Origin of the sequence: Streptomyces xanthii, assembly GCF_014621695.1 — a bacterium.
In the GTDB taxonomy this organism is placed as follows: Bacteria; Actinomycetota; Actinomycetes; order Streptomycetales; family Streptomycetaceae; genus Streptomyces; species Streptomyces xanthii.
The window spans coordinates 4,172,346-4,198,329 of sequence record NZ_CP061281.1; the positions used below are offsets into that span (position 1 = coordinate 4,172,346).

Here is a 25,984-nt window from a genome sequence, read left to right on the forward strand (position 1 = left end):
CACACGACCTGAAGGCGAAGGCACTCCGTGTACGAAGGCGTGGTCCAGGACCTCATCGACGAACTGGGCAGGCTGCCCGGCGTCGGTCCCAAGAGCGCGCAGCGGATCGCCTTCCACATCCTGCAGGCGGAGCCGACCGATGTGCGGCGCCTCGCGCAGGCGCTGATGGAGGTCAAGGCCAAGGTCCGCTTCTGCGCGACGTGCGGGAACGTGGCGCAGGAGGAGCTGTGCAACATCTGCCGCGACCCGCGCCGCGATCTGAGCGTCATCTGCGTGGTCGAGGAGCCCAAGGACGTCGTGGCGATCGAGCGCACCCGTGAGTTCCGGGGCAAGTACCACGTGCTCGGCGGCGCCATCAGCCCGATCGAGGGTGTGGGCCCCGACGACCTGCGTATACGGGAACTTCTCGCGCGGTTGGCCGACGGGACGGTCACGGAGCTGATCCTGGCCACGGACCCGAACCTGGAGGGCGAGGCCACCGCCACGTACCTCGCCAGGATGATCAAGCCCATGGGCCTGAAGGTCACCCGCCTGGCCAGCGGCCTCCCCGTCGGGGGCGACCTGGAGTACGCGGACGAGGTGACCCTCGGCCGTGCCTTCGAGGGGAGACGACTGCTAGATGTCTGACGCCACGCTCCACGCCACCAGTCAGGATCCGGACAGCTTCGCTGTTCAGATCTCCGACCAGATCGAGTCGTTCCTCGTCGCGGTGACCGAGGTCGCCAAGGGCGACGAGCCGGACTCGGCGGTGCCGTTCCTGCTGCTCGAGGTCTCGCAGCTGCTGCTCGCGGGCGGCCGGCTCGGCGCGCACGAGGACATCGTCCCGGACGAGCGCTACGAGCCCGACCTGGGCCCGGAGGGCGACGTGGACGAGCTGCGCGAGCGGCTCGCCCGGATGCTGGACCCGGTCGACGTGTACTCGGAGGTCTTCGACCCGTACGAGCCGCGCAAGGCGCCGGTCGCCGCCCGGATCTCGGACGACCTCGCGGACGTCATCGCGGACCTGCGGCACGGCATGGCGCACTACCGCGCGGGCCGGGTCACCGAGGCCCTGTGGTGGTGGCAGTTCTCGTACTTCTCGAACTGGGGCTCCACGGCCTCGGCGACGCTGCGCGCGCTGCAGTCGCTGGTCGCGCACGTGCGGCTGAACCAGCCGCTGGACGACCTGGACGGCCTGGACACCGACGAGGACCTGAGCCGGGCCGAGGGCACGCTGGAGGAAGAGGCCGGCGAGGTCATGGCGCAGGAGATCGCGGGCCCGCTGGGACTGCGTCCGGTCAAGTGACCTGGCCCACTTTCCCGGTTGCCGCGGATGCGGCTGGGCATGCGCTCGTGCGGAGCGGCCGGTCGGCACCAGGAAACCCAGCGCCCACGACGTGAGCGGGACATCTCACGATGTGGTAAAGCTGGGGCGGATTTCGGCCGCTCGTTAGACTGAGCCGACCGCGGTACGCGTACGTACACGCGGTGACAGACGGACTGAGCGAGGAGCGCACGTGGGCCTTGTCGTGCAGAAGTACGGAGGCTCCTCCGTTGCAGATGCCGAAGGCATCAAGCGGGTCGCCAAGCGCATCGTCGACGCCAAGAAGAACGGCAACCAGGTGGTTGTCGTGGTGTCGGCCATGGGTGACACGACGGATGAGTTGATCGATCTCGCCGAGCAGGTATCCCCGATCCCTGCCGGGCGCGAATTCGACATGCTGCTGACCGCCGGAGAGCGGATCTCCATGGCCCTGCTGGCCATGGCGATCAAAAACCTGGGCCACGAGGCCCAGTCGTTCACGGGCAGCCAGGCAGGCGTCATCACCGACTCGGTCCACAACAAAGCCCGGATCATCGACGTCACGCCGGGGCGCATCCGGACCTCCATCGAAGAGGGCAACATCGCCATCGTCGCGGGGTTCCAGGGCGTCAGCCAGGAGGGCAAGAACATCACGACCCTCGGGCGTGGTGGTTCGGACACGACGGCCGTCGCCCTCGCCGCCGCGCTCGACGCGGAGGTCTGTGAGATCTACACGGACGTCGACGGTGTGTTCACCGCCGACCCGCGCGTCGTGAAGAAGGCGCGGAAGATCGACTGGATCTCCTTCGAGGACATGCTGGAGCTCGCCAGCTCCGGGTCCAAGGTGCTCCTCCACCGCTGTGTGGAGTACGCGCGCCGGTACAACATCCCGATCCACGTGCGGTCCTCGTTCAGCGGACTGCAGGGCACCTGGGTCAGCAACGAGCCGATCAAGAAGCAGCAAGGGGAAGAGCCCGTGGAGCAGGCGATCATCTCCGGTGTCGCGCACGACACCTCCGAGGCGAAGGTCACCGTCGTCGGCGTCCCCGACAAGCCGGGCGAGGCCGCGAAGATCTTCCGCGCCATCGCGGACTCCGAGATCAACATCGACATGGTCGTGCAGAACGTGTCGGCCGCGTCGACGGGTCTGACGGACATCTCCTTCACGCTCCCCAAGACCGAGGGCCGCAAGGCCATCGACGCCCTGGAGAAGCAGAAGGACGCCGTCGGCTTCGCCTCGCTGCGCTACGACGACCAGATCGCCAAGATCTCCCTCGTGGGCGCCGGCATGAAGACGAACCCGGGTGTCACGGCCGGGTTCTTCGAGGCGCTCAGCGACGCGGGCGTCAACATCGAGCTGATCTCGACCTCCGAGATCCGCATCTCGGTCGTCACCCGCGCCGAGGACGTCACCGAGGCCGTCCAGGCCGTGCACACCGCCTTCGGCCTGGACTCCGAGTCCGACGAGGCCGTGGTCTACGGAGGCACCGGCCGCTGATGGCCGTGAGTCCTGAGCGGCGTCCGACGCTCGCGGTCGTGGGAGCGACCGGGAGCGTCGGCGGCGTGCTGCTCCAGATCCTGTCCCAGCACGCGGACATCTGGGGCGAGATCCGCCTCGTCGCCTCGGCGCGCTCGGCGGGCCGCAAGCTCACCGTGCGCGGCGAGGAGACCGAGGTCGTCGCGCTGACCGAGTCGGTCTTCGACGGGGTCGACGTCGCCATGTTCGACGTGCCCGACGAGGTGGCGGCCCAGTGGGCGCCGATCGCGGCGTCCAAGGGCGCCGTCGTCGTCGACAACTCGGCCGCCTTCCGCCTCGACGACGACGTGCCGCTGGTCGTCCCCGAGGTCAATCCGCACGCCGCGCGCGTGCGCCCGCGCGGGATCGTCGCGAACCCGAACTGCACGACCCTGTCGATGATCGTGGCGATCGGCGCGCTGCACGCCGAGTTCGGCCTGCGCGAGCTGGTCGTCTCCTCGTACCAGGCGGTCAGCGGGGCGGGACGGGCCGGCGTCGAGACGCTGCGCGCCCAGCTCTCCCTCGTCGCCGGTACGGAGCTGGGGACCAGCCCCGGCGATCTGCGCCGGGCCGTGGGCGACGCGACCGGTCCCTTCCCCGAGCCGGTGGCGCTGAACGTGGTGCCGTGGGCCGGGTCGCTGCGCGAGGACGGCTGGTCCTCGGAGGAGATGAAGGTGCGGGACGAGTCCCGCAAGATCCTCGGACTGCCCGAGCTGCCGGTGGCCGTCACCTGCGTGAGGGTCCCGGTCGTCACCACGCACTCGCTGACCGTCCACGCCCGCTTCCAGAGCGAGGTCACGGTGGGCCGGGCCCGCGAGATCCTCGCGACGGCACCCGGCGTCGTGCTCTTCGACGATCCGGCCGCGGGCGAGTTCCCCACCCCCGCCGACGTCGTCGGTACGGATCCGACGTGGGTGGGCCGGGTGCGGCGCTCGCTGGACGATCCGAGCGGCCTGGAGCTGTTCGTGTGCGGGGACAACCTGCGCAAGGGCGCGGCGCTGAACACGGCGCAGATCGCGGAGCTGATCGCCGCCGAGTTCACGGCCTGAACCGGCCGGGGCGCACCGGCCGGGCACCGGCCGGACCGGAGGCTCCGATGCTCCGACGTCCGCCTGCGCGGTTCAGATGTTCGCATTACGGGCACCCCCCTTCCCTTCCGAAGATCCAAACGTAGGATCTGTGTAAGTTCTGTGAGGGGCATCGGCGCAGATCCTGTGCCGGCGTCGCCGTGCGTCCGAGATTTCCCTCCCCGTCCTGCAACCGCGCGCAGGGCGGGGAGCGTCTTTGCGGTCGCCTTTTCGGTGGCCTCGGGCGGACGAGGCAAATCCGGGCATAGGGGAAGAGCAGGTACGCATGTCGGCATGGGGCACGGCGTCATTTGTGGCGATGGCGGAATCTGTCGCACATCGGATGCCGGACGCGTACAACCCTGACGGGGGGAAGCGTGTCCAACAGGCGTGGCAGAGGTACTCGACTTCACAGCGGTACAGGCACGGGGCGCGGCCCTGCGGCCTCCCCTCGGTGTGCGCCGGCCCCGGGTGGGCGCGGCCGGCGGGATGCCGGTGATCGCCCCCATGCCCGCGACGCGGCCGGCACACATCCCGGCACAGGCGCAGGGCGCTGACGACTCGATGGCGGCCGGCACGACTGTCGATCACCTCACCGAGACGTACCGCGCTCACTACCGCTCCCTGCTGGGACTCGCGGCGCTCCTCCTCGACGACACGGCCTCCTGCGAGGACGTCGTCCAGGAGGCGTTCATCCGCGTGCACTCGGCCCGCAAGCGGGTGCGCGACCCGGAGAAGACGCTCGCCTACCTGCGCCAGACGGTGGTGAACCTGTCGCGCTCCACGCTGCGCCGCCGCATCCTCGGCCTGAAGCTGCTCACCAAGCCGATGCCGGACATGGCGAGCGCCGAGGAGGGCGCGTACGACCTGCTGGAGCGGGACGCGCTGAAGAAGGCGCTGCGCGGTCTCCAGCGGCGCCAGCGCGAGGTGCTGGTGCTGCGCTACTTCGCCGACATGACGGAGGCGCAGGTCGCCGAGTCGCTGGGCATCTCCCTGGGCTCGGTGAAGGCGTACGGGTCGCGGGGCATAGCGGCGCTGCGCGTCGCCATGCAGGAGGCGCCGGTATGAGCCACGCAGGCCGTGAGGGCCCGGAGGAACGGTTCGGCGCCCAGGGGCGGGCCGACGCCGCCGACGCCCCGGACGTACGGACCGAAGACGTACGGACAGAACACGTAGGACGCGCAGGACATGCAGGACACGCAGACCACGCAGGGGACGCGACAGTGAGCGACGGATCCGGCCGCCCGGCCGGTGCGGCGGGCCCCGAAGAAGATCCCGGGGCCGCTCCCGGCCCCGGCGAGGACGAGCTGGCGCTGCGGCGCCTGATGCGGCAGGCCGTCTCGGACATCGCGCCCTCCGACGCGGCGCTCGAGCAGCTCCGCAAGGCGGTGCCCGCGCGCCGGGCCCGCAAGCGGCAGGCCGCGGTCGGCGCGATCGCCGCCGGTGTCTTCGTCGCGATGGCGGTGCCCGCGGTGCTCCACGTGACGAACACGAACGCGTCGAACGACCGCCCCTCGATCGCCGGCAACAGCGAGGCCACGCACGGCGGCGTCGACGCCGGCAAGGCCTCGGGCGGCGGCTCGGGCAAGTCGAAGGGCGAGGGGCCGGGCCGGGGCAAGGACAAGGCCGGGCACGGCAAGAAGGACCGCGGGGGCGGCAAGGGCCGCGACACCGCCGGGACGTCCACCGACCGGCCGGGCAGCGGCAGCACCGCCGCCGCCAGCTCGCCGGTCTGCGACGCGAGCGAACTCGGCACCCCGGTCTCGAACGTGGGCGTGCCGGACGCGAACGGCACGGTCTACGGATCCTTCCGCGTCACCAACGTCTCCACGGGCAACTGCACGATCGACGGCGCGGGTGCCGTCGGGGCGACCGCGCAGGGCGCGGCGGACCCGGCCAGGGTCGCGGTCGTCGACCACACCTCGGGCGACGCGGCGACCGGTCTGCCCGACCCGTCCACGGAGCCCAGCCAGCTCATCCTGGAGCCCGGGATGTCGTACGAGGTGCGCTTCGCCTGGGTGCCGTCCGGGCAGTGCCCGGCGACCGGCGGGCCCTCCAGCGGCGGCAGCGACGGCGGTTCCGGCGACGGCGGCACCGAGTCCCCGTCCCCGACGCCGACCGAGCAGACCACCGGAGCGGGCGACAGCACCGACTCGGGCCTCTCCACGCAGCTCGGCTCGGACGACCCGGCGCAGGGCAGCGTCGTGGTCGAGCACACGGCGGAGCCCGGGGCACCCAGTGCGAACGCCACGATTCAGGGAGCGTGCCAGGGCACGGTCTACAAGACGGGCGTGCTGCCCGCCTCCTAGGCCGTGTCTTCAAACTCCCGCCCGCTCCACGGCGTCTGGTGCGTGCTCTCGCCGCACCGGGCGAAGACCCAAGTAGCTCCGCTACGAGGGCCTGCGCCCGGCACTCCCCCAGCCTTCGGCCGGGGGGACCCCCAGAGCACGCACCAGACGCCGCGAAGCCGCCCTCCGGGCGACGACGGGAGTTTGAAGACACGGCCTCGGTCGGCAGGTCAGCCGGTCGGCTGAGGAGTCTGGGAGGGCTCCTCGGCCTCGACCAGGCCCAGCTCGGCGTCGCGCACGGCCTCGGCCTCGCGGCGCACGAGCCGGAACCACATGAAGACGACGAAGCCCGCGAAGACGAACCACTCGCCGGTGTAGCCGAGGTTCTGGAACGCCTTGAGGTCCAGGCCGCTGCCCTGCGGGGTGGTGGCGGGAACCGGCGTCATGCCGCCGTCGGCCTTGTCGAGCGTGACCCAGGCGTCCTGGACGTCGTAGGGCACCAGGTTCACCAGCGACGCCGCGCTGATCACACCGACCTGACCGGCCGGGAGACCGCCCGCGTTCGACACCCCGTTGGACCCCGCCGACTCGGCGGCCTGCAGCGCGCCGACGACGGTGACCTCGCCCTTCGGTGGAGCGGGCGCCTTCGCGGCGGACGCCGTGCCGGGCAGCCAGCCGCGGACCACCGGGAGCGCCCCGCCGGAGCCGTCGGCGCCCTCAGGGCGCAGCAGCGTCACCACGTAGAAGCCGCCGCGGCCGTCGAGGTCGCGGTCGGGGACCAGGAACTGACGGTCGTACCGGCCGGTCGCGGTGGCCCGCTTGCCCGAGGTCACCTTGTCCACGGGCAGCAGGGACGCCAGCGGCGCCGGCTTCGACTTCTCGTTCGCCGCCGTCCGTTCGGTGACGGTCCGGTGGTCCTGCACCCGGTCCTCGAAACGGCTGAGCTGCCAGGAACCCATGAAAATGCAGAACGGGATCGCCAGCAGGACGAAGACGTTGATCCCCCACCAGCGGGGCGTCAGCAGGAACCGGTACACGCCTTCCACGGTACGGGTCCGATGTAAGGACCCGTCCCGCGGCCCCCGTTCGACGCGTCACACGGCGGCTACGGCAGATGCCGCCGTACGAAGTCCAGCTCCAGGGCGACCTGCTTGATGCGCTCCTCGACGACGAGCGAGCCGTGACCGGCGTCGTAGCGGTACACCTCGTGCACGGCGTCCCGGGCCTTCAGTCGGTCCACGTAGTTGTCGATCTGGCGGATCGGGCAGCGCGGGTCGTTGAGCCCCGCCGAGATGTGCACCGGCGCCTTCACGTCGTCGACGTAGGTGAGCGGGGACGAGGCCGCGTACCGGTCCGGGACCTCCTCGGGGGAGCCGCCGAACAGGGTGCGGTCCAGCGCCTTCAGGGCCTCCATCTCGTCCTCGTACGCCGCCGGGTAGTCGGCGACCGGGACCGCGGCCAGGCCCACCGCCCAGGCGCCCGGCTGGGTGCCGAGGCCGAGCAGGGTCAGGAAGCCGCCCCAGGAACCGCCCGCGAGCACGAGCCGCTCGGGGTCCGCGAGACCGGAGGAGACAGCCCACTCGCGGACCGCCGCGATGTCCTCCAGCTCGATCAGGCCGACCCGGTGCTTGAGGGCGTCGGTCCACTCCCGGCCGTAGCCCGTCGAGCCGCGGTAGTTGACCCGGACCACCGCGTACCCGTGGTCCAGCCAGGCCGCCGGGCCCGCCGCGAACGCGTCCGAGTCGTGCCAGGTCGGGCCGCCGTGGATCTCGAAGACCGTCGGCAGCGGGCCGCTCGCGCCGGCCGGACGCTGCACGAGGGCGTGCACGCGGCCGCCCGGGCCCTCCACCCACACGTCCTCGACCGGCACCGACAGCGGGGCCGTGAAGCCCGGCGGGTCCAGGACGACCTCGCCCGAGGTGGAGCGCACGACCGGCGGCTCGGCGGCCGAGGACCACAGGTACTCGACGCTGCCGTCGGGCCGCGCCGAGGCGCCCGAGACCGTGCCGCGCGGGGTGTCGACCCGGGTCAGGGCGCCCGTCGCGAACTCGTAGCGCCACAGGTCGCCGCGGGCCTCGAAGCTGTGCGCGATCAGCAGCGCCGAACCGTCCGGGTACCACTCCGCCGACACGTCGCCGGGCAGGTCGAGCGTCAGATCGGTCTCGGTGCCGGACGCCACGTCCCACACCATCGGCTCCCAGTGGCCGCGGCGCTGGTGCCCCACGAGCAGCCGGGTGTCGCCGGTGACCGGGGCGAAGCCCAGCACCTCCAGGCCCAGCTCCTCGGTGCCGCCCTTCGTGTCGTCGAGCTCCGCGACCGGCGAGCCGTCGAGCCGGACCACGCGCAGCGCCGCGTGCATCGCGTCGCCGTGCTCGGTGTGCTCGATCGCGATGAGCGTGCCGTCGTGGCTCAGGTCGCCGACGCCCGCGGACTCCCGGTGCCGGTAGATCTCGGCCGGGGCGTCCGCGCCCGGGGCCACCACGTGGATCGTCGTGCCGTCCTCGTCCGTGGACCGGCCGACCACCGCCGTCCGCCCGTCCCGGCCGAGCGCCAGACCCGCCGGGTACGACGCGGCCAGACCGGGCACCGCCTCGGTGTCCGGGCCGCCCGCGAAGGGCTGGCGCCGCCAGATCCCGAACTCGTCCCCGTCCGTGTCGTCGAACCACCAGATCCACGCGCCGTCCGGCGAGAGCACGCCGTCCGTCGTCCCGTTGGCCCGGTCCGTCGCGCGGCGCTGCTCGCCCGTGGCCCGGTCCCAGGCGTACAGCTCGTAGGTCCCCGTCGCGTTCGACACGAACAGGGAGCGGTGCGGGGCGTCTTCCGCCCAGTCCGGCAGCGATACGCGGGGGGCGCGGAACCGGGCCTCCCAGTCGGGCATGGCGGCCCGGTTGCTCTCAGTCATGCGTCCTATGGTGCCCCTTGGGGGACCGGGAGGGGCGCCGTTGGGGTTGCGCCCGCTGTTCGCCCGCGGCCCGGTGGGGGCTGGTCGCGCAGTTCCCCGCGCCCCTGAAATGCAGGCGCTACGCGCCGCATTTCCCCGACGGGTGACCGCCCGATGGAGATGGCGCACGAAGTGCGCATCTCCAGGGGCGCGGGGAACTGCGCGAGAAGCCCCGCCGGGCCGCACCCCGCGACGAGACCTCAGAACCCGCGGCGCAACCCGTGCTTGCGCGCCACCATCGACTCCACCGCCCCGCGCGACAGCACCCGCCGCAACGCGAACACCACCGGCGCATTACTGCCCACCGCATAGAAGGGCCGAGGCCGCGCCGCCTCGATCGCGACCAGCACCTTCGCGGCGACCTTCTCCGCCGGGATCCCGGCCGCCTCGTTCCGGTTCAAAGCGGAGAGCATCGCGTCGTAGGCCCCCCGGAACGGTGACCCCTCCGCGACGTACTGCGTGCGCCGCTCGCTGATCCCCGTCGCGATCGACCCGGGCTCGACCGTCACGATGCCGACCCCGTACGACGCGTACTCCCGCCGCGCCGCACTCGCGAACCCCTTGATCGCCGCCTTCGACGCGACGTACGAGGACCGGTAGGCGAGCGGGAAGCTGGCCAGCATGGAGCCGACCATGACGACCCGCCCGCGCCGCCGCTCCCGCATCCCGGGCAGCACGAGCTGGCTGAGCCGCACCGCGCCGAGGACGTTGATCTGGAAGAGGCGGCGCACCGCGTCCATGGGGAGTTCCTCGAAGGGGCCGCTCTGCGATTCGCCCGCGTTGTTGACCAGCACGTCGACCGGCCCGGCGGCGGCCGCGCAGGCCTCGATGCTCGCGTCGTCGGTCAGGTCGAGGGCGAGGTAGGTGACGCCCTCGACGGGGGAGTCCACCTTCTCCGGGTCGCGGCTCGTGCCGTAGACCCGGTACCCGCGCCGCACCAGCGCGGCGGCGACCGCCGCGCCGATGCCCGAGGAGGCGCCGGTCACGAGCGCCGTGCCGCGGGCGCTCACGCGAGGCTCCGGGCCAGCGCGCGCCCGGCCGCGCGGCCGGAGAAGATGCAGCCGCCCAGGAACGTTCCCTCGAGCGCGTTGTACCCGTGCACGCCGCCCCCGCCGAACCCGGCGACCTCGCCGGCCGCGTACAGCCCGTCGAAGACCGAGCCGTCGGGCCGTACGACCTGTGAGTCCAGGTTCGTCTCCAGGCCGCCGAGCGTCTTGCGGGTCAGCAGGTGGAGGCGTACGGCGATCAGCGGGCCCTGCGCCGGGTCGAGCAGGCGGTGCGGCTTCGCGACGCGCGTGATGCGGTCGGGCAGGTAGGAGCGGGCGTTGCGGACCGCCATGAGCTGGAGGTCCTTGGAGTAGCCGTTGCCGACCTCGCGGTCGCGGGCCACGATCTCCCGTTCGACCTGCTCGTAGGAGACGGGCGCGTCGGGCGTCAGCTCGTTCATGCCCGCGACGAGGGCCTTCAGGTTGTCGCGGACGACGAAGTCCTCGCCGTGGTCGAGGAAGGCCTGCACCGGGCCCGGCGCACCCTTCTTCACGCGCTGGAGCACCAGCTTGAGGTCCTTGCCGGTGATGTCGGGGTTCTGCTCCGAGCCGGAGAGCGCGAACTCCTTCTCCACGATGGCCCGGGTCAGGACGAACCAGGTGTGGTCGTGCCCGGTCCCGGTGATGTGCTTGAGCGTGGCGAGCGTGTCGTGTCCGGGGAACAGCGGCGCGGGCAGCCGCCTGCCCTCCGCGTCGAGCCACAGCGAGGACGGGCCGGGGATGATCCGGATGCCGTGGCCGGGCCAGATCGGGTCCCAGTTCTTGAGGCCCTCGGTGTAGTGCCACATGCGGTCCCGGTTCACGAGGGACGCGCCCGCGGTCTCGCTGATCTCCAGCATGCGCCCGTCGACGTACGCGGGGACGCCGGTCACCATCGACTCGGGGGCCGGGCCCATGCGTTCGACGGGCCAGTTCTTCTTCACCAGTTCGTGGTTGGCGCCGATCCCGCCGGAGGTGACGACGACGGCCTGTGCGCGCAGTTCGAAGTCGCCGACGGTGTCGCGGGAGGAGGCGACGCCGCGCGGTTCGTCCGAGGGCGCGAGGAGCGAGCCGCGCACGCCGACCGCGGCCCCGTCCTCGACGATCAACTCGTCCACGCGGTGGCGGTACTTGAAGGTGACCAGCCCGCGCGTGGCGGCCTCCATGACGGGCTCCCGGAAGACGCGGACGACCTCGGGCCCCGTGCCCCACGTGATGTGGAAGCGCGGCACCGAGTTCCCGTGCCCGGTGGCCGTGCCGGCCCCGCGCTCGGCCCAGCCCACGTTCGGGGTGACCTTCAGCCCGAGCCCGTAGAGGTAGTCGCGCTTCTCCCCGGCGGCGAACCGCACGTACGCCTCGGCCCACTTGCGTGGCCAGTGGTCCTCGCGCTCCCGGTCGAAGCCGGCCGAGCCCAGCCAGTCCGCGAGCGCCAGCTCGTACGAGTCCTTGATGCCCATGCGGCGCTGCTCGGGGCTGTCCACGAGGAAGAGCCCGCCGAGCGACCAGAAGGCCTGGCCGCCGAGATTCGCCGCGTTCTCCTGGTCGACGAGCAGGACGCGCTTGCCCGCGCGGGTCAGTTCATAGGTGGCGACGAGCCCGGCGAGCCCGGCTCCGACCACGATGACGTCTGCACTGGTGTCACTCACGGGGTCTCCCTAGGGGTGCTGTAAGCGTTCAGTACGTTCATGAAGAGGGCCTGGCGGCGGGCCCGTACGACCGGGTCGGCGGGCTGCATGAGGACCTGTACGGCCGTGCCGTCGTGCACGGCGACCAGGGCGTCGCCGAGTGCCTCCTCGTCGGGCACCCGCCGGCCGAGCCGGTCCAGGGCGGTCACGAAGACGGGGAGGATCGCCTCGCGGATGGCGTGCTCGCGGGCGGTCATGACGCGGCGCAGGCCGGGTGTGCGCAGGGCGTGCGCGGTGAATTCGGCGGTGATCCGGTACCAGGCCTCGTCCAGCGGGGTCGCGTCGATCGCGGCCCGCACGGTGGCCTCGGGTCCGGCCGGGCCGAGCCCGGCGAGCGCGGCCCGCAGATCGGTGAGCATGCGGGCCGAGCGCTCCTCCCACAGGGCGAGGAACAGCTCGTCGAGGGAGGAGAAGTTCGAGTAGAAGGCGCCGCGCGTGAAGCCGGCGCGCTCGCAGACCTGCTCCACGGTGGAGCGGCCGAAGCCCTCCTCGGCGAACACGTCCAGTGCGGCGTCGAGCAGCCGCTGCCGCGTGCGGGCGCGGCGCTTCGTGATGGTGCCAGTGCTGCCGGGCGTGTCCGTCATCGCCGCCGCCTCCCGATCGGATACATGAACGTATTCGATACGTTCATGTATCCACAAGAGTTGTGCGGACGGTACCGGGCCGGGCGGCTCAGCCGGTGAAGACCTCGACGAGGGACCAGACCGCGAGCCCCAGCATGCAGACGCCGCCGACCCGCTGCACGGTCTTCAGCGGCACCCGCTTGGCGATGAACCGGCCGGCGACCAGGGCGAGCGCGGACACCGACATGAGGGCCGCTGCGGAGCCGATGGCGGTGGACCAGGTGCCGTTCGTGGCGGCGAGGTTCGCGGTGGTGATCTGCGTGAGGTCGCCCCACTCGCTGATGAAGACGGCCATGAACGCGGTGCCGTAGACCGGCCAGAAGCCCGTGACCGTCTTGCCGCCGGCCTCGTCGCCCTCCTCGTCGTCGTCCCCGCCGCGCAGCAGCATGAACGCGCCGAAGCCGAACATCAGCGCCGACACCAGCTTCACGGTCCAGCCCGGCAGCAGGGAGAGCAGCGAACCGGCGCCCACCGCGATGGCCACGTGCACGATGAACGCGCTGGAGGTGCCGAACCAGACGTACAGCGGCTTCATCCGCGTGCCCATGGCCAGGGAGGCGAACATGGTCTTGTCGGGGAGCTCGGCGAGGAAGATCAGCCCGAAGGCGGTGAGGATCGCCAGGGGGTCGAGATGCATCGGGGGCGCTTTCTCTGCGGGCGGCCGGACCTTCGCGAACCCACCCACTGCGCGGGGAGGACCACTCGACCCGGCAGCGTCGGACACACGTCGCACGGGGTCGCGCGACGTGGCGTACTGCTACTGCCTGGTCGAAGGTCTCGCCCGCCCTCGCCCGATCGGCGGGGGCCCGGCCACCGGGAACCCGGGGGTTCCAGTGTGTCGACGACCGGTTCGCGGGGCTACTCCCCTTCGCTTGCTCCGTCAAGGGTACACGCCGGGCGTTCAGGCACCCCCGTCCCGCGCCCAGGGGCGGCGGACCAGCAGGAACGCCGCGATCGCCGCGAGGACGAGGGCCGCGCCGCCGATCGTGAGCCAGGCCCCCGGGCCCGCCGCGGACGCCGCGTCCACGGTGAGGTCGGCCGTGTTGTCCGCCCGGCGAGGGTCGGCGGCCCCGTACACCGTGGTGACCGCGTCCGTGCCGTCCACCGACGCCTTGTCGATGCGGAACGTGAACGTGTACGAGAGGGTCGCGCCCTTCGCCATCGCGGAGCCGCCGGTGCCACCGCAGGTGTAGCGGCGGCCGCCTGGCTTGCCGAGGCCGAGGAAGTCGTCGGTGTCGTGGCTCGCGTGCGGGGTCCTGCGCCCGTAGCAGGGCTGAGGTGCCTTCACGACGGTCAGCCCGTCGGGCACGCGCAGGGTGACCGGCGCGAGGTCGCTCGTGCCCTCCTCGCGGGTGGGCGCCCGGGAGCCGGGGCCGTTGTTGCGCACGGAGAGCGTGGCGGTGACCTCGTCGCCGACCGCACCCTTCAGAGTGGCTCCGGTGACGGCGAAGTCGGTGGTGTTGGTGGTGGCGACCGTGCTGCCGACCCGGTCGCCGGGGCGCCCGAGGTCCTTCAGGACGGCGGCGTCCGCGCGGGTGCGGGGGGTCGCGGTGAGCACGGGGCCGTCTCCGGCACGGTCGTTCGGGGGGCCGCTGAACGCGGTGACGTCCTGCTCGACGGTCTCCGAGACCGCGCTGTCCGCCACGGTCAGCCCGCCGAAGTCGAGGTCGTAGGACTTGAGAGGGGCGAAGGGGCCCTTCAGGTAGCAGGTGACCGTGGTGCCCGGTCCGCCCGCGTCCTCGACCGAGGTGCAGTTGCGGTACGGGGCCGAGGCGGGGGCGAGCCCGGGGGACAGCGTCATCGTCCAGCGCACGGTACGGACAGGCTTGAGCGAGTAGTTGGTGAACCCGGCCGGGGTCTCGACGGTCGAGCCCGGCTCGACGCCCTTGACGGCGCGGGGCGCCCGGTCGACGCGTATCTGCCCCTCGGGGAACTTCACGTCGACGCGGTGCTCGGCGCGGTGGCCCTCCGCGTCCTTCGCCGTGATCCGGACCTTCGCGGACCTGCCGACCGCGCTCGCCCGGCCGGTGCCGAGGGTCAGGGTGCCGATGCGGCGGGGGACCCCGCGCACGACGCCGCGGACGTTCTCGCAGACGCCGAGCAGGTCGCCGTCCGGGTCGCAGGGCACCGCGACGCCGTCGGCCATGGACTTGAGGGCCCGGGCGTCGACGGTGACGGTGGCGTCCGCCTTGCCGCCCGCCCACGGACCGGTGTTGCTCAGCCAGATGCCGGTGTCGGGGGTGGGCGTCTGGAAGCCGCTGCCGCCCCGGGACGGGATCACCATGGAGGCGTGGTCGACGATCAGGGCGAGAGCGGGCGCCGGGTCGGGGGCCGCCGGGCTCGCGGCGGCGGGCGCGGTGGTGACCGGGGTGACGGCGGTGGCGGCGCAGAGGGCCAGCAGGGCCGATCCGAGGGTTCGGGACAGGGATCTGGATCTGGATCTGGTGAGGGTCACTGGTTCTGCTCCGTCTCCCGGATCGTGGTGCGGCGCCGGATCAGGACGGCGGCGCCGAAGAGGACGCCGACGGCGGCCGCGCCCACGGCGCCGATGCCCCAGACGGGCGGGCCCGCGACCATGTCCCCCTCGAACGAGCCGCTCTCGGCCCGCCCTTCGATGTCCACGCCGACCGGGGCCCGGTTGTCCTCGGGGTGCGCGTCGTTCTTGGTGAGGTCGAACTCCGTGGCGACCCGGACCCATCCGTCCGTCCGCACCCCGTGGCTGGGCTTGTCGAGCCGGAACGCGAAGGGGAAGTTCTCGAACTGACCGGGCGTCATGAGGTCGCTCTTCTGGAGCCGGTGCTGCGAACAGCGGTAGCGCACGGGGTCCTTCCTCGTCTTCCGCTGCTGCTCGTGGCAGGTCTCGGGCGCTCGGACGACGGTCACGCCCTGGGGGACGGTCAGTTCGACGACGTTGGCGGTCTCGTTGTCCTCCTCCCCGTCGAAGACCGCGCTCGCCGTGCCCGGCCCGTTGTTGGTGAAGAAGAACTCGGCCTTCACGACGTCGCCGACCTCGCCCTTGAGCGTGACCGGGTTGACGGAGAAGTCGGGCTTGTTGGTCGATTCGATGCGGGTGCGGAGATGGAGCAGCTCGTCCCGCACGTACGTGGTGTCCCGCGCGGGCCGCTCGGTGAAGGTGAGGGTGCGTCCGGTGCCGGCGCGGCTGCCCGGCACCGGGGGGACGTCCGACTTCCCCGGCTCCTGGATCTCGCTCGCGTAGTACACCGTGTCCCCGGCGGCGTGGGGGCCGAGCCGTACGGCGCCGAGGTCCAGGTTGTAGGAGCCGCCGGGCTTCACGGTGCCGGTCACCGTGCAGAGCATCCCGGGCGAGTGCCCCGGAGTGGTGCCCGACGCGGCGGCGGGGACGGGCTCGTACCGGCAGTTGCGGAACCGTTCGACCGGCACCAGCCCGTCGGAGAACGACACGCCCAGGACGAGCGAACGGTACGTGCGGCGGCTGAAGTTGGTGAAGCCGCTCGGCAGCGCGACGGTCGAGCCGGGCCGCGCGTCGGTGATTCCGGTGATCGCCCGGTCGAAGCGGGGGCCCGGCGCGGTGACGCGCAGCGTGATCCGCGCCGTGTCGACGGTCTTGCCGTCCCGCTTCGCGGTGACCTCGATCGTGCCCGAGCGGCCGGCGGCCGCGGAGCGGGCCGAGGGCCTGGAGTTCAGCGTCACGGACAGTTCGCCCTCGAAGCGGCCGACGTGCACGTCGTCGCCCGGGCACGCGCCCACGAAGTCGCGGTCCTGGTCACAGGGCAGGAAGGAGCTGTCGGTGATCAGGTCCTCGACCCCGGACGCATCGATGACGAAGGAGTACCGGGCGGCCGAGGCCGTGTCGACGCCCTTCAGCGCGATGCGTGCCGGCTCGCCGTCGGTGCCGAGCCCCTGCGTCGCCTTGAAGGGGTCGACCTCGACGACGGGCGGGACCTCGAGTCGTGGCGCGTCGTCGGCCGCGGCGGCCGGGCCCGCGCCCAGCAGGCCGAGGGCGGCGCAGGACAGGGCGAGGCGGCGGACGCGGGCGGAGGCCGTGACGGATCCGGGCGGGGGCAAGAGCACTCCTTCGGCTGGTACAGACCCGGCCCGGCCGAAGGAATCTCGGCCGGGCCGGGCGCGCGTACGCCTCGCAGACCGGTGGCATTGGCCGAGGGTTGTACGGAGCGCAACATTCCGCTCGACCGCCCCTTCGCCGACCCCACCTCACCGAAGCGCCGACCCCGTCCTCACGAAAGGCAACGGCACATGCGCACCCTCACCGTCACGATGTTCATGACCCTCGACGGAGTCGTCCAGGGCCTCGGCCGCCCCGACGAGGACACCCGCGGAGACTTCCCGTACGGAGGCTGGGGCCCGCGGTACAACGACGAGGTGATGGGGCGTGAGCTCGCCGAGGGCATGTCCCGCCCCGGCGACATGCTCCTCGGCCGGCGCACCTGGCAGGACTTCCACCGGGTCTGGGGCCTGGCCACGGACGGCAACCCGTTCACCGCGCACATGAACGCCGCCACGAAGTACGTCGTCTCCCGCACCCTGGACAGCGCGGACGCGTGGGCCGGCTCGGTCCTGCTGCGCGGCGATGCCGCACGGACGGTCGCCGCCCTGAAGGCCACGCCCGGCCCCGACCTCTCCCTCAACGGCAGCGCCGCCCTGGCCCGCTCCCTGCACGCCGCGGGCCTGATCGACCACTACACCCTGCTGATCCACCCCCTGACCCTCGGCACCGGCACCCGGCTCTTCGAGCACCCGGCCCCGCGCAGGGAACTGACCCTGACCCGCACCGTGACGACCCCCGAGGGAGTCGTCGTCGCGCACTACACGCGGACCCCGGAAGCCGGCTGAGCCGCCGCGCGCCGCCACGCCCGGTCGGTCAGCAGACGCAGGCCGTTGAGGCCGACGAGGACGGTGGAGCCCTCGTGGCCGGCGACGCCGAGGGGGAGGGGGAGCGTGCCGAACAGGTCCCAGGCGACCAGCGCCGTGATGAACGTCCCCGCGATCAGCAGGTTCTGCACGACGAGGCGGCGGGCGCGGCGGGAGAGGGCGACGGCGGTGGGGAGGGCGGAGAGCTCGTCACGGACCACGACCGCGTCGGCCGCGTCGAGCGCCAGGTCGGAACCGGCGCGGCCCATGGCGACGCCGGTGTGCGCGGCGGCAAGCGCGGGGGCGTCGTTGACCCCGTCGCCCACGACGAGCACCCGCCGCCCGGCCCGCTCCAGCTCCCGCACGGCCGCCACCTTGTCCTCGGGCAGCAGCCCGGCCCGTACGTCCGTGATGCCGAGCCCCGCGGCCAACTGTCCGGCGGCGCGCGGGTTGTCGCCGGTCAGGAGCACGGGGGCGGTCCCGGTCAGCAGGCCGAGTCCGCGGGTCGCCGCGGCGGCGTCGGCGCGGAGCCGGTCGGCGACACCGAGGACCCCGACCGGCCTGCCGTCGAGGCGGACCAGGACGGCGGTGCGGCCCTGCTCCTCCAGCCGGGCGGCCGCGTCGAGCGCCGGGCGGTCGTGGGCTTCGTCAGGGTCGGGGCCCGTGAGCCGGTGCGGGGCGCCCACGGTCACGCGTACGCCGTCGACCGTGGCCTCGACGCCGGTGCCGGGGCGGGCCGCGAAGTCCGTGGCGGCGGGCAGCGCGGCCGGGCCGCGGGCGACGGCGGCCTCCACGACCGCGCGGGCCAGCGGGTGTTCGCTCGAGTGCTCGGCGGCGGCCGCCCAGCGCAGCACGGCCTCCTCGTCGAGTCCGGAGCCGGGGACCGTACGGACCTCGACGACGCGCGGGGTGCCCTCGGTGAGCGTGCCCGTCTTGTCCAGGGCGACGGCGTCGACCTGCCCCAACCGCTCCATGACCACAGCGGACTTGACCAGTACGCCGTGCCGTCCCGCGTTCGCCATCGCGGACAGCAGCGGTGGCATCGTCGCGAGGACGACGGCGCAGGGCGAGGCCACGATCATGAAGGTCATCGCCCGCAGCAGCGCGTCCTGCACTGCGGCGCCGAACAGCAGCGGCACCCCGAAGACCAGCACGGTCGCGGCGACCATGCCCAGGCTGTAGCGCTGCTCGACCTTCTCGATGAACAGCTGCGTCGGCGCCTTGGTCTCCGCCGCCTCCTCGACCATCTTCACGATCCGGGCCAGCACGGAGTCGGCGGGATCGCGGGTGACCCGCACCCGGAGCGCGCCCGTGCCGTTGAGCGTGCCGGCGAAGACCTCGTCCCCGGCGAGCTTCGCCACGGGCAGCGGCTCGCCCGTGATCGTGGCCTGGTCGACCTCGCTCGCCCCGGCCACGACCTGCCCGTCGCCGCCGATCCGCTCACCGGGCCGGACCAGGACGAGGTCCCCGACGGCGAGGTGCGCCGCCGGGACGGTCTCCTCGGTGCCGTCGGCCGCGATCCGGGTCGCCGTGCTCGGCGCCAGGTCGAGCAGCCCCCGCACCGAGTCCGCCGTACGGGCCGTGGCCACCGCCTCCAGCGCGCCCGAGGTGGCGAAGATGACGATGAGCAGGGCCCCGTCGAGCACCTGCCCGATGGCCGCGGCGCCGAGCGCCGCGACGACCATCAGCAGATCGACGTCGAGGGTCTTCTCGCGCAGGGCCTTCAGCCCTTCCCAGCCGGGCTCCCAGCCGCCGGTCACGTACACGGCCGCGTACAGCGGGCCCCACAGCCACCCCGGAGCCCCGGCCAGGTCCAGGGCGAGCGCGCCGAGGAACAGCAGCAGCGCGGCGAGCGCCCAGCGGACCTCGGGCAGGGCGAGCAGGCGTGTGCGCCCGCGGGGCGGGAGGCCCGGGGAGCCCGTGGCGGCCCGGTCCGCGACCGGTTCCTGCTCGAGCACGTACGGCGGCATGACGAAGACCCCTCGATCGGCGACGGAGAACCGGGACCGGAAGCCGGGAACCGACGGCCGGCGGCCGAGACCATCACCATACACGTTCATGTGAACAGGTCTTCAGGTGTCGTGGGTAGGATGCCCGTATGGGTCACGGAGCCGGCACGACCACCAGCGCTACCACGCGCGAGCGCCTCGACACGGTCGGCGTCGCCGACGTGGCCGCCACCCTCCAGGCCCTGGCGACCCCGTCCCGTCTGCGCATCCTGGCCCGCCTGCAGGAGGGCCCCTGCGCGGTCGGCGACCTGGCCGCGGCCGTCGACATGGAGCCCTCCGCCTGCTCCCACCAGCTCCGCCTGCTGCGCAACCTGGGTCTGGTCACGGGTGAGCGCCGGGGCCGCTCCATCGTCTACGCCCTCTACGACAACCACGTCTCCGAGCTCCTCGACCAGGCGCTGTACCACGTGGAGCACCTGAGGCTGGGCAAGCACGACGAGCCGGCGGACGCCCGCGAGTCCTGAACTCGCCCTTTTCGAGCCTGTTTTCAAGACCCGGTGCCGATTCCTCGGTACCGGGTCTTGGCGTCGCGCCCCGGGGTCCCTACCTTGAGAGCAGAATGTGAGCCCGGCTCATCTTTAAGGATCTCCCCCATGGTCAACGTTCAGCCTTCGCGCTACAGACTCAGATCCCTCGGCGTGGTCTCCGTGCTCCTCGCCGTGCTGGCGCTGGTGCTCGCTCCGGGGCCCAGCTCCGCGGCGGAGCCCCACTGGTGGGAGCCGACCGCGCGGCCGGCCCCCGACTCGCAGATCGACGTGACGGGCGAGCCCTTCAAGGGCACCGACGCCCAGGGCCGGGTCAGGGGCTTCGTCGACGCCCACGACCACATCATGTCCAACGAGGGGTTCGGCGGCCGTCTGATCTGCGGCAAGCCGTTCTCCGAGCAGGGCGTCGCCGACGCGCTCAAGGACTGCCCCGAGCACTACCCCGACGGCACCTTCGCCGTCTTCGACATGATCACGAAGGGAGGTGACGGCAAGCACGATCCCGTCGGCTGGCCGACGTTCAAGGACTGGCCCGCCCACGACTCGCTGACCCACCAGCAGAACTACTACGCCTGGATCGAGCGTGCCTGGCGCGGCGGCCAGCGCGTCCTGGTCAACGACCTCGTCACCAACGGCGTGATCTGCTCGGTCTACTTCTTCAAGGACCGCGGCTGCGACGAGATGGACGCCATCCGTCTCGAGGCGAAGAAGACCTACGAGATGCAGGACTTCATCGACAAGCAGTACGGCGGCCCGGGCAAGGGCTGGTTCCGGATCGTCACGAACAGCGCGCAGGCCCGTGAGGTCGTCGAGCAGGGCAAGCTGGCCGTCGTCCTGGGCGTGGAGACCTCGGAGCCGTTCGGCTGCAAGCAGATCCTCGACGTCGCCCAGTGCGGCAAGGACGACATCGACCGCGGCCTGGACGAGCTGAAGAAGCTCGGCGTCAGCAGCATGTTCCTGTGCCACAAGTTCGACAACGCCCTGTGCGGCGTGCGCTACGACTCCGGCGCGCTCGGCACGGCCATCAACGTGGGCCAGTTCCTGTCGACCGGCACCTACTGGAAGACGGAGGACTGCAAGGGCCCGCAGCACGACAACCCCATCGGCAACGCCCCGGCCCCCGAGGCGGAGAAGCGGCTGCCCGAGGGCGAGGAGGTCCCGACCTACGAGTCGGGCGCCCAGTGCAACACCCGCGGTCTCACCGACCTCGGCGCCTACGCGGTGCGCGGCATGATGAAGCGCAACATGATGCTCGAACTCGACCACATGAGCGTCAAGGCCGTGGGCCAGTCCCTCGACATCCTCGAGTCCGAGGCGTACCCGGGCGTCATCTCCTCGCACAGCTGGATGGACCTGGGCTGGACCGAACGCCTCTACAAGCTCGGCGGGTTCGCCGCGCAGTACATGGGCGGCTCCCAGGGCTTCGTCGGGGAGGCCGCGCGCACCAAGGACCTGCGTGAGAAGTACAAGGTCGGATACGGCTACGGCACCGACATGAACGGCGTCGGCGGCTGGCCGGCCCCGCGCGGCAAGGACGCCCCGAACCCGGTGACGTACCCGTTCCGCAGCTTCGACGGCGGCTCGGTGATCGACAAGCAGACCACCGGCGAGCGCACCTGGGACTTCAACACCGACGGCGGCGCGCACTACGGCATGGTCCCGGACTGGATCCAGGACATCCGCAACGTCGGTGGCGAGGAGGTCGTCAAGGACCTCTTCACGGGTGCCGAGTCCTATCTGCGGATGTGGGCGAACACCGAGAAGTACGCGCCCGGGAAGAACCTCGCGACGGCCGGCGTCGGCGCCTGGGCGTCCTCGTCGGAGTGGTGGAACCCGTTCGAGAGCTTCCAGCCCGGCCGGGCGGTGGACGGCGACAACTCCACCCGCTGGGCCAGCGAGTGGAACGACGACCAGTGGCTGCGGATCGACCTCGGGTCCCCGCAGCAGGTCGGCCGCGTCACCCTCGACTGGGAGAAGGCGTACGGGAAGTCGTACCGGATCGAGCTGTCCACGGACCGCGAGAACTGGACGACGGCGTGGTCCACGACCGCCGGTGACGGCGGCTTCGACACGGCACGGTTCGACAGAACAGAGGCCCGCTACGTACGGATCAAGGGCCTCGAACGCGGCACGCAGTGGGGCTACTCGCTGAAGGAGGTCGGCGTCTACACCGGCTGAGGCACGATCCGGTCGCCGAGATAGCAGTTGAGGACGCGCTTGCACTCGGTGATCAGCCGGGGGTCGCCCTGCGGGTCGGTGCGGAAGGCGAGTTGCAGCACGCCGTCCGCGCACTCCAGGGCGACCCGCACGGCGATGTCCAGCTCGTCGTCGTCCGGGACGCCGGTCAGCGCGCCGGTCAGGGCGCGCAGCCGCCCGGCGACCGCGGTGTTGTTGTCCCGCGTCGGCTCCAGGACGTGGTCCTGGCCCACCGCGCCGAAGTCCACGACACCGAACCCGGTGATGGTGCGGCGCATCGCGACGAACTCTTCGACGGTCACGTCCACGATGCCCGCGATGCCGTCGGGCGCCTCGCGCTCCAGCCGGTCGGTGACCCGGGCCAGGAACAGCTCCAGGTTGCGGGCGGCGAGCGCGCCGATCAGCCCCTCCCGGTCGGAGAAGAACTGGTAGAGCGTGCCGATCGGCACCTCGGCCCGGCGGGCCACCTCCTTGGTGGTCAGCGCGGCGTAGCCGACCTCGTCGAGGATCTCGGCACAGGCGTCCAGCAGCCGTTCGAAGCGCTCGACGCTGCGCTTCTGGACCGGCAGCCGGCGCAACGTCCCTGCAGTGCGGTCTTGATTCACGCTTCCATCATCCCACCGAGGCGATTAACGTGAGTACTGCTCATGTTTCGAGAGTTGGGGGTCGGCCGTGCAACTGGATCTGGACCATCTTCCGAAGGACTTCGTCTGGGGCGCTTCGACGGCGTCGTACCAGATCGAGGGCGCCGTGGAGGAGGACGGGCGCGGCCCGTCGGTGTGGGACACCTTCACCGCCCGCCCCGGCACGGTCCGCGACGGGCACACCGGCGCGGTGGCCTGCGACCACTATCACCGGTACGAGGAGGACCTCGCCCTGATGGCCGAGGCGGGCCTCACCGGCTACCGCTTCTCGATCGCGTGGCCCCGCGTCCTGCCCACCGGCACCGGCCAGGTCAACGCCCGGGGCCTGGACTTCTACGACCGCCTGGTCGACGGCCTGCTCGCCCGTGGCATCGAACCCGTCCCGACCCTCTTCCACTGGGACCTCCCGCAGGCCCTGGAGGACGAGGGCGGCTGGACGAACCGCGACACGGCCCACCGCTTCGCCGAGTACACCGCGATCGTCGCCGACCGGCTCGGCGACCGCGTCCACCGATGGATCACCCTCAACGAGCCGTTCGTCCACATGGTCTGGGGCTACGGCCTGGGCGTCCACGCCCCCGGCCGCGCCCTGTTCCTGGACGCCCTCCCGGTGGCCCACCACCAACTCCTCGCCCACGGACTGGCGTCGGGGGAGCTCCGCTCGCGCGGCCTGGAGGTGATGATCGCCAACAACTGCACCCCGGTCTGGCCGGCCTCGGACTCGGCCGGGGACCGCGCGGCCGCCGACGCCTACGACACCCTGCACAACCGCCTCTTCAACGACCCGCTCCTGAAGGGCACCTACCCCGACCTGTCGGCCTACGGAGCCGACGCCACCCTCGGCGGCTCGGTGAAGGACGGCGACCTCGACCTGATCTCGGCCCCCCTGGACGCCCTGGGCATCAACTACTACAACCCGACCCGCATCCAGGCGCCGACGTCCGAGGGCCTGCCCTTCGAAGAGGCCCCCATCGAGGGCTACCGCCGCACGGCCTTCGACTGGCCGGTGGTCCCCGACGGCCTGCGCGAACTGCTGGTCACCCTGAAGGACCGCTACCCCGCCCTCCCCCCGGTCCACATCACGGAGAACGGCTGCTCCACCGACGGTGCGATCCACGACCCGGACCGCATCGACTACCTGGCGACCCACCTCCAGGCGGTCGACGCGGCGATCGCCCAGGGCGTGGACGTACGCGGCTACTTCACCTGGACCCTGCTGGACAACTTCGAATGGGCGGAGGGCTACCACCAGCGCTTCGGCCTGGTCCACGTGGACCACGAGACCCAGCTCCGCACCCCGAGGTCGTCCTTCACCTGGTACCGGGACCTGATCAGGGCGCAGCGCCGGGGCTGAGCCCTCAGTCCGGAGACACCGCCGAGCTCACCCGCACCGCTCGGCGGTGACGAGGTACCCGACGAAGCCGACCCCCGGCCGTGCCTTCGCCCACCCGTCCGCCTCCCCGTCCACCGGCACCAGCTCGGCCGTGCCCGGGACGGGGTGGTAGACGTTCGTCGTGCCGTCGGCGGGAAGCTCGTACCGGCAGTGCACCTCCGTGACGGTCAGCACCCGCAGCCGGCTCGGCGCCGGGTGCTCCTCCGGCCCGTGATGCTCCTCGCGGAAGCCGATCCCTCCGGCCCGCTCCTCACCGAGGACATCGGCGTAGTCCGCCGGATCGGCCTCCTCCAGGCCCCAGGAGACGACGTCCCCCGGCCCGAAGCTGTCGCCGCAGCACTGCATCTGCCAGTCGTCGACCCAGATCGTCACCGTCATGGAGTCAGTGTCCGCCCGGCGCGGCCCGATCGCAGGGGCGCCCCGGTAACGTCGCCCGCATGATCAACGGCGCCCACGTCATCCTCTACAGCCGCGACGCCGCAGCGGACCGGGCCTTCCTGCGCGACGTCCTCGGGTACGCGTACGTCGACGCGGGGGAAGGCTGGCTCGTCTTCCGGCTGCCGCCCGCCGAGGCCGCGGTCCACCCCGCCGACAGCCCCGCGCACGAGCTGTACCTGATGTGCGACGACATCACGGCGACGTTCGCCGAACTCACCGCGAAGGGCGTCGAGTTCACCGAACCCGTCACCGACGCCGGCTGGGGCGTGAAGACCACCCTCCGCCTCCCCGGCGGCGGCGACCTGGGGCTCTATCAGCCACGCCACGCGACGGCGCACGACCTCTGAACGGACCCGGCGCCCAGGGCTGGGAACCGCGCCCCCGCGATGGGAGGATCACCGCGCTGCCGCGCCGTACCCGAGGGGGCCCGAGGTGCCGTCCACCGAGCTCAAGCACCGGTTCGAGATCGCCGCGCCGCCCGAGAGGGTCTTCGCGCACCTGGCCGAACCGTCGAACTACATAGGCCTGTCCCCGCTCCTGGTCGCCGTCCGGGACGTGCACCGCACGGAGACGGACGGGACCCTGCACTACACGGCCGTGGAACGCTTCCGCTTCCTCGGCGTCCTCACGCACGACAACATCATCGGCGTCACGCTCGTCGCCGCCCCCGAGCGGCTCCCGGCCCGGGCCGAGATCACCGGCGAGGTCCGCAGCCCCGCCCGGGTCCGCATGAGCTACCGCTTCACCATCGACCGCCACGCGTCCGGCAGCGTCGTCACCGACACCCTGCACCTGAGGACACCCCCGGGCCTGCTCCGCTTCGCGGCCTCCCAGGCGGGCGCGGTCCAGCAGAACCGCGCCCGCGTCCTCACGGCCCGCCTGTCCGGCGCCTAGTCAGTCGCCGGAGCCGGGAACACCTGCGCCCGCCCCCGCCGCGACGATCGTGCCCTGCGCCGTCGCGACGAGCCGCTCCTCGCCGTCCTGCTCCATGTAGATCAGGCACTGGCACACGGCCTGCCGCCGCGTGGTCACCAGGGACGTGGCCCGCGCGATGACGACGTCACCGGTGGCCGGCCTGCAGTAGTTGATCTTGTACTCGGCGGTGAGGGCGTCGCCCCCGAGCGCGAGCCCGCCCGCGAACGTGAGCGCGTTGTCGGCGAGATAACTGAGCACCCCGCCGTGCACGAACCCGTGCTGCTGCTGGAGCTCGGGCCGGTTCTCGACACGGATCTCCGCGGAGTCGCGCCCGACCGCCGTCAGCTCGGCCCCGATGAATCCGCTGAACGGCTGCGCCTTGAAGACGGCTTGAGCGAAGGCGGTCAGATCCTGCGTCATGGCGGTGTCCCGTCCCGTCCGATGAACTGAATCAACGTTCAGGTCATGGTACGAGCGGGGCGACGGCCTCACAAGGCTGTTCGGGATCCCCGCCCCGGAAACGCAGGAAGGGCCTGACCCGCTTTCGCGGATCAGGCCCTTGACCTGGTCTTACGGCTGTCGGGGTGGCGGGATTTGAACCCACGACCTCTTCGTCCCGAATGAGG

General features: G+C 72.1%; 24 protein-coding genes. 12 read left to right on the forward strand and 12 right to left on the reverse strand.

Going from position 1 to position 25,984, the window contains the following annotated elements:
- The first annotated feature begins 27 nt into the window (after positions 1-27).
- The 6 genes from recR to IAG42_RS18965 all read left to right on the forward strand — a co-directional run bounded on the left by recR (position 28) and on the right by IAG42_RS18965 (position 6,174).
- Positions 28-627: a recombination mediator RecR gene (gene recR / locus IAG42_RS18940; protein WP_018529216.1), complete on the forward strand. Its 600-nt coding sequence runs from the start codon at positions 28-30 to the stop codon at positions 625-627.
- A complete protein-coding gene (locus tag IAG42_RS18945; protein ID WP_188338160.1) occupies positions 620-1,285 on the forward strand; it encodes a DUF5063 domain-containing protein in 666 nt (221 codons plus the stop codon). The genes recR and IAG42_RS18945 overlap by 8 nt, the downstream gene beginning before the upstream one ends.
- Positions 1,286-1,496: 211 nt before the next feature.
- On the forward strand, positions 1,497-2,780 hold the full coding sequence (locus IAG42_RS18950; RefSeq protein WP_188338161.1) for an aspartate kinase: 1,284 nt from the start codon (positions 1,497-1,499) through the stop codon (positions 2,778-2,780).
- The gene (locus IAG42_RS18955) at positions 2,780-3,847 is read left to right on the forward strand and encodes an aspartate-semialdehyde dehydrogenase (RefSeq protein WP_188338162.1); all 1,068 of its coding nucleotides are present in this window, start codon (positions 2,780-2,782) and stop codon (positions 3,845-3,847) included. The genes IAG42_RS18950 and IAG42_RS18955 overlap by 1 nt, the downstream gene beginning before the upstream one ends.
- A 408-nt stretch (positions 3,848-4,255) precedes the next feature.
- A complete protein-coding gene (locus tag IAG42_RS18960) occupies positions 4,256-4,933 on the forward strand; it encodes a SigE family RNA polymerase sigma factor (RefSeq protein WP_188338163.1) in 678 nt (225 codons plus the stop codon).
- Positions 4,934-5,088: 155 nt separating this feature from the next.
- Positions 5,089-6,174, forward strand: a complete 1,086-nt coding sequence (locus IAG42_RS18965; RefSeq protein WP_223206069.1) for a hypothetical protein — start codon at positions 5,089-5,091, stop codon at positions 6,172-6,174.
- 209 nt (positions 6,175-6,383) lie between these two features.
- On the opposite strand, the gene IAG42_RS18970 is transcribed toward IAG42_RS18965, so the two are convergent.
- From IAG42_RS18970 to IAG42_RS19005, 8 genes are all read right to left on the reverse strand, one after another.
- Entirely contained in the window at positions 6,384-7,190 is an 807-nt protein-coding gene (locus IAG42_RS18970) for an SURF1 family protein (RefSeq protein WP_188338164.1), read from the reverse strand.
- Positions 7,191-7,258: 68 nt separating this feature from the next.
- Entirely contained in the window at positions 7,259-9,055 is a 1,797-nt protein-coding gene (locus tag IAG42_RS18975) for a S9 family peptidase (RefSeq protein ID WP_223206070.1), read from the reverse strand.
- Between the two features lie 239 nt (positions 9,056-9,294).
- Positions 9,295-10,104, reverse strand: a complete 810-nt coding sequence (locus IAG42_RS18980; RefSeq protein ID WP_188338165.1) for an SDR family oxidoreductase — start codon at positions 10,102-10,104, stop codon at positions 9,295-9,297.
- Positions 10,101-11,765 carry an FAD-binding dehydrogenase gene (locus IAG42_RS18985; RefSeq protein ID WP_188338166.1) on the reverse strand — a complete coding sequence of 555 codons (1,665 nt, stop codon included), beginning with the start codon at positions 11,763-11,765 and terminating at the stop codon, positions 10,101-10,103. Before IAG42_RS18985 ends, IAG42_RS18980 begins: the two co-directional genes overlap by 4 nt.
- Positions 11,762-12,388, reverse strand: a complete 627-nt coding sequence (locus tag IAG42_RS18990; protein ID WP_188338167.1) for a TetR/AcrR family transcriptional regulator — start codon at positions 12,386-12,388, stop codon at positions 11,762-11,764. The genes IAG42_RS18985 and IAG42_RS18990 overlap by 4 nt, the downstream gene beginning before the upstream one ends.
- 88 nt (positions 12,389-12,476) lie before the next feature.
- A complete protein-coding gene (locus IAG42_RS18995; protein ID WP_188338168.1) occupies positions 12,477-13,064 on the reverse strand; it encodes a TMEM165/GDT1 family protein in 588 nt (195 codons plus the stop codon).
- A 264-nt stretch (positions 13,065-13,328) separates the two neighbouring features.
- Complete coding sequence (locus IAG42_RS19000; protein ID WP_188338169.1) at positions 13,329-14,882, reverse strand: hypothetical protein; 1,554 nt, start codon at positions 14,880-14,882, stop codon at positions 13,329-13,331.
- A complete protein-coding gene (locus tag IAG42_RS19005; RefSeq protein WP_188338170.1) occupies positions 14,879-16,474 on the reverse strand; it encodes a hypothetical protein in 1,596 nt (531 codons plus the stop codon). Before IAG42_RS19005 ends, IAG42_RS19000 begins: the two co-directional genes overlap by 4 nt.
- 189 nt (positions 16,475-16,663) lie before the next feature.
- Here IAG42_RS19005 and IAG42_RS19010 point away from each other — a divergent pair, with 189 nt between their 5' ends.
- On the forward strand, positions 16,664-17,260 hold the full coding sequence (locus IAG42_RS19010; RefSeq protein ID WP_188338171.1) for a dihydrofolate reductase family protein: 597 nt from the start codon (positions 16,664-16,666) through the stop codon (positions 17,258-17,260).
- Here the strand turns inward: IAG42_RS19010 and IAG42_RS19015 are convergent.
- Entirely contained in the window at positions 17,233-19,248 is a 2,016-nt protein-coding gene (locus tag IAG42_RS19015; protein WP_188338172.1) for a heavy metal translocating P-type ATPase, read from the reverse strand. The two genes, IAG42_RS19010 and IAG42_RS19015, sit on opposite strands and share 28 nt — an antisense overlap.
- A 128-nt stretch (positions 19,249-19,376) precedes the next feature.
- Between IAG42_RS19015 and IAG42_RS19020 the strand changes: the two genes are divergently transcribed.
- Both IAG42_RS19020 and IAG42_RS19025 read left to right on the forward strand, forming a co-directional pair.
- On the forward strand, positions 19,377-19,751 hold the full coding sequence (locus IAG42_RS19020; RefSeq protein ID WP_188338173.1) for an ArsR/SmtB family transcription factor: 375 nt from the start codon (positions 19,377-19,379) through the stop codon (positions 19,749-19,751).
- 129 nt (positions 19,752-19,880) lie between these two features.
- On the forward strand, positions 19,881-21,950 hold the full coding sequence (locus tag IAG42_RS19025; protein ID WP_188338174.1) for a galactose-binding domain-containing protein: 2,070 nt from the start codon (positions 19,881-19,883) through the stop codon (positions 21,948-21,950).
- Here IAG42_RS19025 and IAG42_RS19030 read toward each other — a convergent pair.
- Complete coding sequence (locus IAG42_RS19030) at positions 21,938-22,573, reverse strand: TetR/AcrR family transcriptional regulator (RefSeq protein WP_188338175.1); 636 nt, start codon at positions 22,571-22,573, stop codon at positions 21,938-21,940. The two genes, IAG42_RS19025 and IAG42_RS19030, sit on opposite strands and share 13 nt — an antisense overlap.
- A 73-nt stretch (positions 22,574-22,646) precedes the next feature.
- On the opposite strand from IAG42_RS19030, the gene IAG42_RS19035 reads away from it, so the two are divergent.
- Positions 22,647-23,966, forward strand: coding sequence for a GH1 family beta-glucosidase (locus IAG42_RS19035; protein ID WP_188341474.1), 1,320 nt, complete (start codon positions 22,647-22,649; stop codon positions 23,964-23,966).
- A 27-nt stretch (positions 23,967-23,993) separates the two neighbouring features.
- On the opposite strand, the gene IAG42_RS19040 is transcribed toward IAG42_RS19035, so the two are convergent.
- Entirely contained in the window at positions 23,994-24,383 is a 390-nt protein-coding gene (locus IAG42_RS19040; protein ID WP_188338176.1) for a DUF6578 domain-containing protein, read from the reverse strand.
- Positions 24,384-24,442: 59 nt separating this feature from the next.
- Here IAG42_RS19040 and IAG42_RS19045 point away from each other — a divergent pair, with 59 nt between their 5' ends.
- Together IAG42_RS19045 and IAG42_RS19050 are read left to right on the forward strand one after the other, a co-directional pair.
- Positions 24,443-24,790, forward strand: coding sequence for a VOC family protein (locus IAG42_RS19045; protein WP_188338177.1), 348 nt, complete (start codon positions 24,443-24,445; stop codon positions 24,788-24,790).
- Between the two features lie 85 nt (positions 24,791-24,875).
- The gene (locus tag IAG42_RS19050) at positions 24,876-25,337 is read left to right on the forward strand and encodes an SRPBCC family protein (protein ID WP_188338178.1); all 462 of its coding nucleotides are present in this window, start codon (positions 24,876-24,878) and stop codon (positions 25,335-25,337) included.
- Here IAG42_RS19050 and IAG42_RS19055 read toward each other — a convergent pair whose 3' ends face one another.
- Positions 25,338-25,778 carry a PaaI family thioesterase gene (locus IAG42_RS19055; protein ID WP_188338179.1) on the reverse strand — a complete coding sequence of 147 codons (441 nt, stop codon included), beginning with the start codon at positions 25,776-25,778 and terminating at the stop codon, positions 25,338-25,340. It lies immediately after the preceding gene.
- Positions 25,779-25,984 lie beyond the last annotated feature (206 nt).